This window comes from Desulfovibrio piger, from assembly GCF_012843875.1.
In the GTDB taxonomy this organism is placed as follows: Bacteria; Desulfobacterota; Desulfovibrionia; order Desulfovibrionales; family Desulfovibrionaceae; genus Desulfovibrio.
Map to the genome: position 1 here is coordinate 20,428 of NZ_JABAFY010000027.1, position 14,354 is coordinate 34,781.

General features: G+C 62.4%; 12 protein-coding genes. 7 read left to right on the plus strand and 5 right to left on the minus strand.

Annotated features, from left to right (window positions below; all coding sequences use genetic code 11):
* Nucleotides 1–55 precede the first annotated feature (55 nt).
* From HF854_RS07975 to HF854_RS07995, 5 genes are all read right to left on the minus strand, one after another.
* The gene (locus HF854_RS07975) at nt 56–1,342 is read right to left on the minus strand and encodes an McrC family protein (protein WP_168935815.1); all 1,287 of its coding nucleotides are present in this window, start codon (nt 1,340–1,342) and stop codon (nt 56–58) included.
* Complete coding sequence (locus HF854_RS07980; RefSeq protein ID WP_168935816.1) at nt 1,339–3,306, minus strand: McrB family protein; 1,968 nt, start codon at nt 3,304–3,306, stop codon at nt 1,339–1,341. The genes HF854_RS07975 and HF854_RS07980 overlap by 4 nt, the downstream gene beginning before the upstream one ends.
* Before the next feature lie 369 nt (nt 3,307–3,675).
* Nucleotides 3,676–4,587: a bifunctional riboflavin kinase/FAD synthetase gene (locus HF854_RS07985; RefSeq protein ID WP_168935817.1), complete on the minus strand. Its 912-nt coding sequence runs from the start codon at nt 4,585–4,587 to the stop codon at nt 3,676–3,678.
* A gap of 14 nt (nt 4,588–4,601) precedes the next feature.
* Nucleotides 4,602–4,796, minus strand: coding sequence for a hypothetical protein (locus tag HF854_RS12720; protein WP_240937696.1), 195 nt, complete (start codon nt 4,794–4,796; stop codon nt 4,602–4,604).
* A 129-nt stretch (nt 4,797–4,925) separates the two neighbouring features.
* On the minus strand, nt 4,926–6,644 hold the full coding sequence (locus HF854_RS07995; RefSeq protein ID WP_168935818.1) for a DEAD/DEAH box helicase: 1,719 nt from the start codon (nt 6,642–6,644) through the stop codon (nt 4,926–4,928).
* Between the two features lie 488 nt (nt 6,645–7,132).
* Between HF854_RS07995 and hisI the strand changes: the two genes are divergently transcribed.
* The 7 genes from hisI to tyrS all read left to right on the plus strand — a co-directional run bounded on the left by hisI (nt 7,133) and on the right by tyrS (nt 14,259).
* Nucleotides 7,133–7,525, plus strand: coding sequence for a phosphoribosyl-AMP cyclohydrolase (gene hisI, locus HF854_RS08000; protein ID WP_168935819.1), 393 nt, complete (start codon nt 7,133–7,135; stop codon nt 7,523–7,525).
* Nucleotides 7,526–7,639: 114 nt separating this feature from the next.
* Nucleotides 7,640–8,533, plus strand: a complete 894-nt coding sequence (hisG, locus tag HF854_RS08005) for an ATP phosphoribosyltransferase (protein ID WP_168935820.1) — start codon at nt 7,640–7,642, stop codon at nt 8,531–8,533.
* Nucleotides 8,534–8,912: 379 nt separating this feature from the next.
* On the plus strand, nt 8,913–9,236 hold the full coding sequence (locus HF854_RS08010) for a hypothetical protein (RefSeq protein WP_168935821.1): 324 nt from the start codon (nt 8,913–8,915) through the stop codon (nt 9,234–9,236).
* A gap of 390 nt (nt 9,237–9,626) precedes the next feature.
* Nucleotides 9,627–10,391 (plus strand): YkgJ family cysteine cluster protein, encoded by a 765-nt coding sequence (locus HF854_RS08015; protein WP_168935822.1) that lies wholly within the window; start codon nt 9,627–9,629, stop codon nt 10,389–10,391.
* Nucleotides 10,392–10,569: 178 nt separating this feature from the next.
* On the plus strand, nt 10,570–11,832 hold the full coding sequence (locus HF854_RS08020; protein WP_168935823.1) for a sulfite exporter TauE/SafE family protein: 1,263 nt from the start codon (nt 10,570–10,572) through the stop codon (nt 11,830–11,832).
* Between the two features lie 2 nt (nt 11,833–11,834).
* On the plus strand, nt 11,835–12,563 hold the full coding sequence (locus HF854_RS08025) for a hypothetical protein (RefSeq protein WP_168935824.1): 729 nt from the start codon (nt 11,835–11,837) through the stop codon (nt 12,561–12,563).
* A 496-nt stretch (nt 12,564–13,059) separates the two neighbouring features.
* Nucleotides 13,060–14,259: a tyrosine--tRNA ligase gene (gene tyrS / locus HF854_RS08030; protein WP_006007781.1), complete on the plus strand. Its 1,200-nt coding sequence runs from the start codon at nt 13,060–13,062 to the stop codon at nt 14,257–14,259.
* The last annotated feature ends 95 nt before the right edge of the window (nt 14,260–14,354 follow it).

The following is a 14,354-nucleotide window of genomic DNA, read 5'->3' on the forward strand; positions in this document are numbered from 1 at the left end:
GCTTGATGCAGGTAGGATAAGCTGTGCCCGTACAATCTCCGCTTTTCAGCAGAGGCTAAGCAGTATGTAACCAAGGGCACCAATCGCCCGCTGTGTTATGACACGACAAGCTATCTGTGGACAGGTCGAAGCTGGCCACTAGCAAACGCAGGGCCGGCGCATTGGGCAATGACAGTGGCGGACGGAAAAGGAAGGGCGGCTGATGCGGGAAATGCGCATGCCAAGGGTAGACAAGCACGACATCTCCCCGCCCGCCCAACCACTGCCAGCCGTAGGCATAGAGCTGGTGCACATCCTGGACACTGATGCCGTCCTCCCCGCTACCCTGTCCGAGACGCTTCCACTTGGTGTCCAGTACCCAGGCCTCCTGTCCGTAGCGGATGACCATGTCAGGCCGAAGGATAAAGGCCGCGCGACCTTCCTGCGAGCAAAGGGCCCTTCCCGATGCCTGTATCTCCATGCGGGCCCCGGGCATGAGCCGATTCCGTAAAGCCTGAGCCACATAGCGTTCAAAAAGCTCATGCATGGAAAACAAAAGGCTGATGCCGCGCTGATGGTCGGCAATGCCCCTGGGCATGTATTTACCCAGCACCAGCTCGCACCACGGCCGTACAGCTGCATAATCGGCCATGAGCCTGTCCTGTTGCCAGCGGGCGAAGTCTGCCCGGATATTCTGGCTGGGAGGCACGGCAGACAGCAGAGGACGCAGAGACGCGGCCAGACGCCAGTTTTCCGGTGCCCGTACATTGGCCACTACCACGTCCAACGCGCTACGCAGAAGGCGGTTTTCGGGCCTGTCCGCGCTGAACACGTCATACCGGATGTGAAACAGATGCCGCCGGTGCGGCAACTGCCCGATCTGGCGTCGCACGTCCAGCTGGCCACGCAGGTAAGGTTCTTCCTCTTCCACCCGCTGATAGTCGAAACGCAGTCCTCGCCGGACAAGGACATGCGCATGCCTCAAGAACTGTCTTGCCACCCACTCCGTCAGCGGCAGGGCCAACAGGCTGATGTCGGCCTCGCCCGTCTCGCGACAGGTCACATCCAGCACTTTGGACAGCATACGCACCAGATGCGCACGGCAGGCCGCCGCGTCATCCACCTCAGAGTACGTCTTGGGCAGTATCTCCAACTCCAGCCCGCAGGGCGTGCGCAGGACACCCACGAAACTTTTCCACTGCAAGGTCTGCCTTGTCCGCAGGGTGGCCACATCCTTTTCCTGCTCGCCAAAACGGCAGAGCCAGTCAAAGGCCGAGGGCGTGACCTGGGCCCTGTCCAGCGTAGGGACGGGGACAGGAGCAGTGGTCAAACAGCCGTATTCACGGATGGTGATGAAGGTCATGCCTGTTCTTTCAAAGATTGCCACGTTTTGAGGATAGTTGTTACAAAGTCATATGTCCGTGCATTATGTGCAAGATCAATACCTAGCTTCTTAGCAATAGGACGTAGTTCATGTTTCAATTTACGTTCCTCAGGAGGTATTACTCTACCATTTATAATTAATATATATCTGGGAGGGTCTGTATATTCTCTTATCCTATAAATATCATATGAATATTCTTTTTTGAATGATTTTTCATGTTCGCTATCAAATTTAAAAAAATTATCTTCCTCATCAATTTTTTCCGACTTGTATCCCACATTAATGATCTGGACATAAGTATCCATATTTTCAAAGGCGTCCTCATTCCAGTGCCAGACCTGTCCTATGTCCGGCAACTGGACATTCTCTCCGAATAGCTCAAGCGGATCGCCCTCATCCTGCCGCAACAAACGGTTTTCCAGCTCCTTGCGGTGGTCATTGAGGACCCACCGGATCTTTTCCCAGTCCTCGAAGAAGTATTCTTCCAGCAGGGGCAGGATATGGTTACGGAACACGATCGCCAGCGCCTCCGCCGTCACCACCGTTCCAAGCCCCATGAACCAAGCGTGACCAAGACGATGTTCCTTATCCAGCAGCACGGTGATACGGCGGTTTATGCGGTCCAGCAAGTCAGCCAAGGAAAACTCCGTCCCCTGCAGACGGCTGCCCTCCAGTAGTTCAGGGCGAGGCGGCATCTCCATAAAGGAGAAACGCCGCCGCAGGGCCGCATCCAGCCCGGTAAGGGAGCGGTCCGCCGTGTTCATGGTACCGATGATGTAGACATTCTCCGGCACTGAAAAGAGGTCACGAGAATACGGCAGGCGCACGCTGATGCTGTCCCGCGTGTGCGGACTGTTGGGCAGGCAGGCCCGGTGCGACGCTTCCACCAGAGTGATGAGTTCGCCGAAGATACGGGAGATGTTGCCCCGGTTGATTTCATCAATGATGAGCACATAGGGCGTCGTCTTGCCGGTCTTCGCGGCCTCGTGCGCTTCCCGGCACAATTCCTTGAAGATGCCGTCCTCTACCTGATAGCTGATCCTGCCCTCGTCATCGGTGGAAGCCCGGATGCCTTCCACAAAATCCTCGTAACTGAAACTCTGGTGGAAGGTCACGAAACGGATATGGCCGTCAGCGACCAGCTCGTCAAAGCGCTGCCTCTTCTTTTCCCGAGTAGCGCCTACATCCCGCATACCCGCAGCGGCAAATATTTCCAGTGCTTTTTCCACTGTGGCGTAGGTCTTGCCCGTACCGGGAGGGCCGTAGAGTATCTGGTTCAGGGGGATGGGATGCTCTGACGCTGTCGGCTGCGGCATGCCCGTAGTCTCTTCTCTGCTATCACCGGCTTTCGGGGATGTCATATTCCAGATCTCCTCGCTGTACTCGTGCAGATTTTTGCCGTTACGCCGGGCCATGAGGCGGCGATACAACTCCGCCGTACTCAATCTGACAGCATCATCACCCAAGGCTGCGATGAGCTTCGCACGCTTATAGACAGATAACACCTGCGGATCATTCCTGTCCTGATAGAGGAAGGCTATCTTCCAGGCTATCATGGGCCATAAGGCATCATGGGACACCGCATCCAAATCGCGATTCTGCATCGCTTCGATGATGCTGAGGATATTTTCTTTGACAGCCGCGAAAGCTTCTTCGGGAGAGCCTCCCAGACTTGGCCGCCAGGCATAGGTATCAGAATAGGCGTAATGGCTGGTATCTTCTTTAGGAACATCTTTATCGTTACGTTCATAAATACCAAACTTAATAGCACTTTTTCCGCGTATAGAGCCCAACATCCCTGCCATGCTTTCCAGACAGCGCTGGAAACAGGCAGGATCATTAAGGGAGTGGTACTGTTCCAGCGTCATGGCTCGCACTTTTTCCACAGGCCAGAGTTCAAGGAATTTTGTCCAGATGCCATCAAGGTGTACGATGTCGGCCATAGATTACCTCATGGTCAGCGCTGCTGGTATCACAGAAAAAAGATGCTACCACTCAAGCACAAAAACTGCCTGCGAGCAACAGCACGACCAGTGTCAGTGTTCTCCGATATCGTACAGGCCACAATCCACCTGCCGAAACGGGATGTTAGCGTCCTTCGACAGTCTGTTGCCACGCACCGGCAACCAAGCCTCTGATGGCCGCTCCGTATCGGGCAACCCTTACCTCGCAGCAGTCCCGCAATACATCCTTTCCCAAATAAAAACCGGCGCATGACGCTCTCTCGTCACACGCCGGTCTCACTGGCATGAGGATACCGCCCCGCAGGGCAGCCCCGCCATTTCAGGTGCGCTATACCATCGCCGTCTGTTCTAAAAATACATGGTCAGCAGATCGCGGGCCCGGGCCACGTCGGTGCGGATCTGGGCCACCAGGGCATCGGCGGAGTCGAAACGCTTCTCGTCGCGCAGGCGGGCCACGAAGTCCAGGCGCAGCTCGCTGCCGTAGAGGTTCAGATCCGTATCCAGCAGGAAGCTCTCGATGCTCAGGCCGTAATCCCCGAAGGTGGGTTTGCGGCCGATGTTGGTCACGGCCTGCAGGGTCTTGCCCAGGTGCGGCACCACCACGCGGGTGGCGTAGACGCCCGGTGCGGGCAGCATGGTGTCCGGGATGGCGATGTTGGCCGTGGGGAAGCCCAGGCCGGTGCCGCGGCCTTCGCCGTGCACCACCAGGCCCTCGCAGCCGTAGGCATGGCCCAGCAGGCTGGCGGCCGTGGCCACATCGCCCTTGCCGATGAGCTCACGCAGGCAGGTGGAGCTGACCACATGCCCGCCCACTTCCACCGGCGGCAGCTGGTCCACGTCAAAGCCGTACTTCTCGCCCAGGGCACGCAGCACATCGGGCTGGCCGCTGCGGCCGCGCCCCAGCGTGAAATCATGCCCGATGACCAGATGTTTGAGCCGCAGCGGCAGCAGGTGCTGCCGGACGAACTCCTCGGGCGACAGCGCGGCCAGCTCGTGGGTGAAGGGCAGCTCCAGCACACGCAGATCGCCCAGGCCCTGCAGCAGGCGCATGCGGGCGGCCCGGCTGGTCAGGGGCTGATGCGGCCTGCCGAAAAGCACGCGCGGATGCGGCCAGAAGGTGATGACCACGCAATCCAGGCCGAACTGCTGGCTGTAGGTCAGCGCACGGCGAATGAGGACCTGATGGCCCTGGTGTACGCCGTCGAAATTGCCGATGGTGACGGCCGTGGCGCGGGGAGACGCGGAAGGGGAAGTTTCCATGATGGTCCAGTTGCTCAGATAAGACGGTCGAAAATGGATTGATAGGTTTGCCGCACATGCAGCATCAGGCGCAGGGCCATGGCCTGTGCGCGGGCCTCGTCCTCGAAAAAGACAGCGGCCAGAAAACGGGACACGGGACGAAAGTCCGCATCGCCCCGCTCGGCCAGCACCTCCCAGTAGGCCGCGCCACTCCGCCAGCAGCCGGGCACGACGCCGGAACTGCAGACGGCCGATACCGAGGATGTGCAGGGCCCGTCCCGCATCCAGATCGAGGAGCAGGACGGGGAAATTGTCCAGGGCCTCCCGTACCGCATCGGCACGGACGGCCATCAGACTGCTCATGCTTCTGCCTGACCTTCAGCCGCAGGCTTGCGACGACGGCGACGACGGCGGCGCTTGGCCGTGCCCTCCCCTTCGGCAGGGGCGGGAGCATCCCCGCCATCCGCCGCGGGCGCGGCGTCCGCGACGGCCTCGACGGCGGGAGCGGCGGCCTCGGCGGCCTTGTCCCCGCGATCACGGCGACGACGGGAGGAACGCTTGCGGCCCCGGCCCTCGCCGTCACCACGGCGGGAAGATTCGCTGCGGCCTTCGGGCAGCTGCTGCACATGGCCCAGGCTCTCCTGATAGGCGGCATCCACCAGCATGGCCAGCAGCAGACCGTTCTCGTCGTCCTCGGCCTGGCTGGCCAGTTCGCGCACCAGCGGCGCATAACGAGCCACGCGCATCTTCTCCAGACCGGTCAGCTTGCGGAAACGGCTCTCCAGCAGGGTGGTCACGCGCGCACCGGCCACCACGGCCACGTCCTCGTCCGTGGGAGCGGGGATCTCGCGCAGGGCGATCTTGTAATGGCGGGCGATGCGCTCCAGTTCCATGCGCTGCATGATGTCCACCAGCGAGATGACCGTACCGGCGGCCCCGGCACGGCCCGTGCGGCCGGCACGATGGATGTAGCTCTCATGGTCTTCCGGGGGCTCGTAGAGGAAAACGTGGGACAGGGCCGGGATGTCGATACCGCGCGCGGCCACGTCCGTGGCCACCAGATACTGCAGGCTGCCCTGGCGGATCTTGTCCAGTACGGCCTCGCGACGGGCCTGGGAAAGGTCGGCCGACAGCTCGTCGGCGTTGTAGCCGAAGCCCTGCAGCACGCCGGTGATGTAATGGACGTTGGCCTTGGTGTTGCAAAAGATGATGGCCGATGCCGGGTTCTCGGTCTCCAGCAGGCGCACCAGCACGCGGTCCTTGTCCATGGGACGGCTCTGGCAGAACAGATGCTGCACTTCGGCCACATGCACTTCCTTCTGCGAGAGGGAGAGCATGGAAGGCTCGGTCAGGAATTCCCCGGCCAGCTTGAGCACGTGCGGCGGATAGGTGGCCGAGAACATGCTGGTGTGGATGCGGCGGCGCGGCAGGTAGCGCTGCACTTCCTTCATGTCGGGGTAGAAGCCGATGGACAGCATGCGGTCGGCTTCGTCGAAGACCAGGGCGTCCAGATCGTCCAGCGAAAGGGTGCGGCGCAGCAGATGGTCCAGCACGCGGCCGGGCGTGCCCACCACCAGCTGGGCCCCGTCGCGCAGGGCGTCCATCTGCTTTTTGTAGCCCACGCCGCCATAGACGGCCACGGGACGGATGCCCGTGCCTTCGAACAGGGTGCGCGCCTCGTGCTCCACCTGCACGGCCAGCTCGCGGGTGGGCACCAGGATCAGGGCCTGGGCGGCGTGCAGTTCGGGATCCAGACGCGGCACCAGGGGCAGCAGGTAGCAGCCGGTCTTGCCGCTGCCGGTACGGGACTGCACCATGATGTCGCGGCCTTCCAGCAGGTACGGCAGGGCCAGGGACTGCACGGGCATCAGGGACGTCCAGCCCGCACGGCCGCAGGCGGCGGCGATGGTCTCGGGCAGGGTCTCCAGCGTGGCGCGCGGCAGGGCGTTCTCGGGCTCGGCCACGGAAAAATTCTCAAGGGAAGCGCCGGGGGTGGAAAGTTCGGCCGCAGGGGCGGCCTGTTCCTGCGCGGCCTCTCCGGCGGAGGCGGGGCAGGTAGGATCGGTGATGTCGGACATGATGGCTCTCTGACGCACGGCGGCCGGGGGGATCCCGTCTGCCGCCGATGCGGATGGGTTATTCTTTTGATGTCGGAAACGTACTAACCTGCCACAAGCGGCGCCCATGCGCAAGGCGCCGCCGGGGCCCTCCCGCGGCGGGCACGGGCGCGGCCTGCAAAGGCCTTCGCGATGGCGTCGGCCGGACAGGGGCGCCCCCTTTGCCGGGTGCAGGGCGGGCCCCGTTGTTGAAAGCCCGCCCACCTTTCCGTCAGGCAGCGCCCGAGGCGTCCCCGTACGCAGGGGCGGCAAAAAGGCGCGGGGCACGGCTCTTGTCACCCTGGCGTCGCCAGGCTGTCACCGGCAGCGGACAGGCTGTGAAAAAAGGCCGCCGGATGCGGGCGCCGCTTGCGTCCGGGCAAGAATGCGGCTAGCCTGAAAGGCCTCACCGGCGCACCCGCCGTACGGACAGGGGCACCGGAGCATGTTTTTTTGATTCGGAGGGAGCCATGGCGCAACTACAGCCGGATTTCGGTCCCGATTTTTCCAAGGGACTGGTCCCCGCCATCGCGCAGGACGCGGCCACGGGCGAAGTGCTCATGCTGGCCTATATGAATGAAGAAGCCTGGAAACGTACCCTGGAAACCGGCGAGGCCCATTACTGGAGCCGCAGCCGCAAGGAACTCTGGCACAAGGGCGGCACGTCCGGGAACGTACAGAAAGTGCTTTCCATCCGCCTGGACTGCGACAGCGACACCGTGCTGCTCAAGATCGAGCAGATCGGCGGCGCGGCCTGCCATACGGGACGGCGTTCCTGCTTCTACCGGGAATGGGACAACGGCGTGGTGCGCGAGTGCTCCCCCGTGGTCTTCGATCCCCGGAAGGTCTACGGCACCAAGTAGCCGGGACCACACGATGCTTTCTTCGGGCCCTCGGGCCCGTCTCTGGGAAGGAGCCATGCGGCGCATGGCCCAAACAACACAGCAGCAGGCCTTTCGCCTGCCGGAGTAGACACGATGAGCGAAGAATCGCAGGCCATCCTCAAACTGGGCGTGCCCAAGGGCTCGCTGGAAGACGCCACCATCAACCTTTTCGAGCGCGCCGGCTGGAAGATCCGCAAGCATACGCGCAACTATTTCCCGGACATCAATGACCCCGAGATCACGGCCTCGCTGTGCCGCGTGCAGGAGATCGGCGGCTACATCGCCGCGGGCATCCTGGACGTGGGCATCACCGGCCTGGACTGGCTCACGGAAGGCGGTCATGAAGACAAGGTGGTGCACGTGGCGGATCTGGTCTACTCCAAGACGTCCAACCGCCCCTGCCGCTGGGTGCTGGCCGTGGCCGGTGACTCCCCCTACCAGTGCCCGCAGGACCTGGCCGGCAAGCGCATCGCCACCGAGCTGGAAGGCCTGACCCGCAATTACTTCAAGCGCGTGGGCGTGGACGTGAACGTCTTCTATTCCTGGGGCGCTACGGAAGCCAAGGTCGTGGAAGGCCTAGCCGACGGTATCGTGGAAGTGACCGAGACCGGCACCACCATCCGGGCCCACGGCCTGCGCATCATCGACGAAGTGATGTGCTCCTACCCGGTCATCATCGCCAACAAGGAAGCCTGGGCCGACCCGTGCAAGCGCGCCAAGATCGACCAGCTGACCCTGCTCCTGCAGGGCGCCCTGCGCGCCGAAAGCCTGGTGGCCATCAAGATGAACGCCCCGGCCTCCAACCTGGACGCCATCCTCGAGATGCTGCCCTCCCTGAACTCGCCCACGGTCTCGCCCCTGCGCGACGAAGCCTGGCTCTCGGTGGAAACCGTGGTCAACATCGACGTGGTGCGCGACCTCATCCCCCGTCTGCGCGACGCCGGGGCCGAAGGCATCATCGAATACGCCCTGAACAAGGTCATCTAGCAGGGCCTGACGAAAAAATGTCTGTGGGGGAGGGCCCCCTTATCTCTGCTGTCGATGCCCGTAGCTTCCTTCGTCGCAACGGGCACGGCCCTTGCAGGCCGCCTTCGGTCGCTTGCTCGCGGCAAAAAGGGGCTCCCTCCCCCGCACCCCCTCCCTCCCCACAACCCGCCATTCGGGGCTGGGGGATATGGGAAAGGACAGGCAGCGGCATCTCCTGCGGGAGAGGGGCGCTTTTTTGTTATCGGGGAAAGGCCATGATCATGTCGTCTCGTCCGGTGGTTTCCGGCCTTTTTTTCAAAAGCCGGATGCCCAGACACGGGGCGCCCCCTCAAGATGGCTGTTTTCTCTCCCCTTCTGTCCCCCGCCACGAGGTCCCGTCATGTATCGCCAGCCTCTCCGCCTGCTGACCGTCCTCTGCCTTTTGGGCATCGCTCCCGCCTTCGCCGCGCAGGTGTCCGCAGAAAGCGGCCCTCTCCCGTCCTCCGTCACCAGCGTGGCCGCCGCGACCGGCTCTGTCCGGCAGCCTTCGTCCTCCGTCCGGTCTTCCGCCCGTCCCGTCCAGCGGCAATGGCAGGGCAATCCCGCACGCAAGGGCTACGACGACTTCCGCAACAAGCACCATCTGCGTCCCGAAGGCCAGCACCGTCTGCCCCGGCCCCGCATCCAGCGGGACGGCTCCTGGCGTCCGGGCCGTCGCGACTGAGGACCCCGCCCTGCAGCCCCCTGCGCAGGTCTCCGCAGTCCCGGCGCTGCATCATGTTGGGGACACTCGTTCTCCCCAACAGGGGTCCGGGCACACGCTGCATGGCCGCTCCCTCCGCATAAAAGGGACGGCATGGCCCTCCCGCGGAACCGGCCAAGGGGGGAAGCTCCTGCTCCGCTACGGCAGAAGCGCACGCGATGTCTGCACCGCAGCGGACATGCCCTGCCAAGAGGCTGCGACGCGTCCCCCGGCACCGCAGCCCGTCTTCCGGAACGAAAAAGTTTGCAGCAAACCCCGGAAGAGGATACAAGCAAGCAGGACAGCGTGCGTTAGGGAAATTTTTCCCAAGCACTGTCCCGCTCCCACAACCTTCCAACAAGAGAACGCATCATGGAAAAAGACGCCAGCCGCGAATTCATGGAAAACCTGCCCGAGCTGGAACCGGGCAAGACCTTCTGCTTTGCCTGCCATCCCGAAGTTCCCTGCTTCAACCGCTGCTGTGCGGAACTGACCCTGCCCCTGACCCCCTATGACGTGCTGCGCCTGCGCCGCCATATGAACAACATGCCCAGCGAGGCCTTCCTCAACGACTTCACCCGCATGCGCACCTTCCCCGACACGGGCTTCCCCCTGCCTCTGCTGCGCATGCTGGAAGGCCCCGGCGAGCCCTGTCCCTTCGTGACGCCCGGCGGCTGTTCCGTGTACGAGAACCGCCCCGGCGCCTGCCGCTTCTACCCCCTGGGCCGCGGCACCAAGATGGGCCACGAGGGCGTGGACGAACGCTTCTTCCTGGTGCGTGAGCCCCACTGCCACGGCTTTGACGAAGGCAAGGAATGGACGGCCCAGACCTGGCTGGCCAGCCAGGAACTGGACGAGTACAATGCCGCCAATGACCGCTACATGCGCCTGATGGCCATGGTCAAGGCCACGGAAAAGCCGCTGGAACCGCGCATGGCCACCATGGTCATCCTTTGCCTCTACCAGCTGGACAAGTTCCGCGAACTCATCGAAAAAATGGGCATCTTCCGCCGCGTGGAGATCACCGAAGAGCGCCAGAAGGCCGTCATGGAATCCGACGAAGCCACGCTGGACTTTGCTCTGGACTGGCTGGAACTGGTCATCTTCGGACAGAGCGAAGGTTTGAACAAAAAGTAGCTTTTTTTTGCAACTGTAAAAAAAGCTGACATCTGACAGCCTGCTTCCCATCAGGGGAGCAGGGTGTTTTTGTTTTTCGTATCTCTTTTGGTTACGGCATGTTAGCTGGCGATTGGGATTTTTTGCACAAATGGCATGTTTTTTGCTGTTTTTGACGGCAAACATACCGGGAGGAGTTATGAGTTTTGGCAGATCACTGTATCAATTTCTGTTAAGCAGCTCGCAGGCCTACGCCAAATGGGACCTGGAAGTCTCCACGTCCATCATCAAGAACCGCAAAAAGATGCTGTTCCTGCTGGCCCTGGCCGCGCCCATCCTGCTTGTGTGCGGTGCCGAAGCCTATGAAGCCCACGAAATGCTGGGCGGCAAAAGCGCGTATGCGCCGGCCTTCTACACCACCACCATTTTCCTGGCCTCCATCGCCGTCGGTCTGGCGGCCGGCCTCATCACCGGCTGCATCGGCGCCGGTGGCGGCTTCATCATCACCCCGGCCCTGATGGCCGCGGGCGTCAAGGGCATCCTGGCCGTCGGTACGGACCTGTTCCACATCTTCGCCAAGGCCATCATGGGCACCACCGTCCACAAAAAGCTCGGTAACGTGTCCGTCAAACTGGCCATCGCGTTCCTGGTAGGCTCCGGTGCCGGTACCTTCGTGGGCGGCGCCATCAACAAGGGCCTGTACAATGCCGACCCGCTGCTGTCCGAAATGTTCATCAGCACCATCTACGCCGTGCTGCTGGGCTTCCTGGGCTTCTACGCCCTGTTCGACTTCCTGAAAGCCACCCGCGGCACCCAGGCCGACAGCGGCGACGCTCACGGCGGCAGCGCCGGCATGACCGGCCTTTCCGTCAAGCTGCAGAGCCTGAACGTGCCCCCCATGATCACCTTTGACGAAGACCTGGTGCCTGGTGGCCGTCGCATCTCCGGCTGGATCGTCGCCGCCGGTGGCGTGGTCGTGGGCATGCTGGCCGCCATCATGGGTGTGGGCGGCGGTTTCGTGACCTTCCCCATGTTCGTGTACATCTTCGGTGTGTCCTCCATGACCACCGTGGGTACCGACATCCTGCAGATCATCTTCACCGCCGGTCTGGCTTCCGTGGGCCAGTACGCCATTTACGGTTACGTGTTCTACACCCTGGCCGTGGGCATGCTGCTGGGTTCCCTGCTGGGCATCCAGGTGGGCGCTCTGACCACCAAGGTCGTCAAGGGCGTGCACATCCGCGGTTTCTACGCCGTGTCCATCATCTCCGGTTTCATCAACCGCGCCGCTACCCTGCCCAAGAAGCTGGTCGAAATGGAATACCTCGACTGGTCCATGTCCGTGGTGAACACCATCGAAAGCGTGGGCAACGTGATCTTCTGGGCTGTGGTGGCCTTCTTCGGCCTCTGGGTGTTCAGCAAGTTCTTCCTTAATCTCGGCAAGCTCAGAGGGGAGGCCTAATTATGCTTATTCATGAAAAAGGCCCCTTTGTCCGGGGTTCCATCCTGCTGGTCTCGTTCCTGGTCCTGTTCTGTGTGCTGCTCACTCCCATCATGAAGGATGAAAAGGGCAACCACCTGACCGGTCTGCAGTACGCCGACAACGTGTTCAACGAACTCTCCAAGGGTTCTTCCTACTTCATCCCCAGCGTGCGTGAACATGTGAAGACCGTGGAAAAGGTCAACGTCAAGGTCACCGTGACCATGAAGAAGGCCGAACTGGCCGAGACCGCCGTGCAGGTGCTGACCAAGGCCGGCATGACCGCCAGCGCTGACGGCGCCAAGGTCTCCTACGAAGGCAACCTGGCCGCCATGCTGAACGCCGCCACCACCGACGCCGACAGCCTGTACCACAACGACGCCGCCACCGTGAGCGCCCGTTACGACGGCACCCATGCCCTCAAGGCCGCCGCGGCCTGGTGGTATGTGCTGAGCCCCTCCATCAAGGAACTGCAGAAGCAGCGCCTGATCGCCGAGGCCCAGGTCGTTGACCAGGTCCTGCGCCGCGCCGTGGAACCCGGCAACAACTTCTACAGCGTGGAACCCGTGAAGGTGTCGGATCACATCTGGCTCATGAGCGGCATGCTGATCTTCTACGTCATCTACACGCTCTGGTATGGCTTCGCTATCTTCGAGCTGTTTGAAGGCGTTGGCCTTGCCATGACCAAGTCCAAGGTCAAGCAGGAAGGCTAGTTCCCGGTCTGGCCTTTCCAGGCGGGCAACGTCAGGCGCCGACGGGCAACCGTCGGCGCCTTTTTCATTCCCGTCCCCGGGCATGCCGAAGAGATACCTTTGTCGCTTCCCTCGTCTCTTCCCTTTCGAGCGTCATCCGTCCCTGCGGGCGCTCCTTGTTTCTGCCCTCTCCTTGCCCGCCGCCCGCCTGCCGCGGCGTCCCTGCCTGCCCGCGTCCCTCCCCAAAAAACGACGCTGGCTGTCCTCCTTCCCCACGGGCCCTGCCCGCGACGGAGCTGAAGCCGCGCGGGACGCCTGTTCCCCGTTCCCGCCATCCCTTGCGCACCACCGGTCCGCAGCCTTCCCTGCCGCCCGGGGGCACGGCCTTTCCCTCCCTTGGAGCATGCCTCCCTTTTTCGTCCTTTTCCCCTGCGGGACATTGACACCCCCGCTTTGCCGAGGCTATCCTGCCGGGATAACGCCCGTAACGGGCCAACTCCACGCAAGGACAAGTTCGATGATGGATATTGATCGCCAAATGGCCGTGATCAAGCGCGGCGTGGCGGAACTGATTGACGAGAAGGAACTGCGCAAGAAACTGGAACGCGGCACGCCCCTGCGCGTGAAGGTGGGCTTTGACCCCACCGCTCCCGACCTGCATCTGGGCCACACCGTGGTCATGCACAAGATGCGCCACTTTCAGGAACTGGGCCACCAGATCATCTTCCTGATCGGTGACTTCACCGGCCGCATCGGCGACCCCACCGGCCGCTCCGAGACCCGTCCCCCCCTGACCGAGGAACAGGTCATCGCCAATGCCGAGACCTACAAGAAGCAGGTCTTCAAGATCCTCGACCCCGAAAAGACCATCGTGGAATTCAACTCCCACTGGCTGGGCAAGATGGACGCCTCGGACTTCATCCGTCTGGCCTCCAGCTATACCGTGGCCCGCATGATGGAACGCGACGACTTTGAAAAGCGCTTCCGCGAGCAGCGCCCCATCTCCATCCACGAATTCATCTATCCCCTCTGCCAGGGCTATGACTCCGTGGCCCTCAAGGCCGACGTGGAAATGGGCGGCACCGACCAGAAGTTCAACCTGCTGGTGGGCCGCAACCTCCAGGCCCACTACGGCATGGAAAGCCAGTGCATCCTGACCATGCCCCTGCTGGAAGGCCTGGACGGCGTGCGCAAGATGTCCAAGTCCTACGGCAACTACATCGGCATCGACGAAGCTCCCTCCGAGATCTTCGGCAAGGTCATGGCCATCTCCGACGAGCTCATGTGGCGCTATTACGAGCTGCTGTCCTTCAAGTCTCTGGAAGAGATCGCCACCCTCAAGGAAGACGTGGCCCAGGGCCGCGTGCATCCCAAGGCCGCCAAGGAAATGCTGGCCCACGAAATGGTCAGCCGCTACCACAGCGAAAAGGACGCCGACGAGGCCCGCCAGGGCTTCAATGCCGTCTTTGCCAGCGGCGGCGTGCCGGACGACGCCCCCTGCCACACCTGCGCCCAGGGCGACGACAGCACCCCGCCCGCCTTCCTGGAAGCCGCCGGTCTGGTCAAGAGCCGCGGCGAAGCCAAGCGCCTCATCAAGGAAGGCGCCCTGTCCGTGGACGGCCAGCGCTGCGACGACGCCATGTCGCCCCTGGCTGCCGGTGAATACGTCATCAAGCTGGGCAAGAAGCGCTTCCTGCGCCTGACCGTCACGGCCTAGCCTGCCGCAGCTGTTTTTTTTGGGGGGGGGGGGGGGGGGGGGGGGGGGGGGGGGGGGGGGGGGGGGGGGGGGGGGGGGGGGGGGGGGGGGGGGGG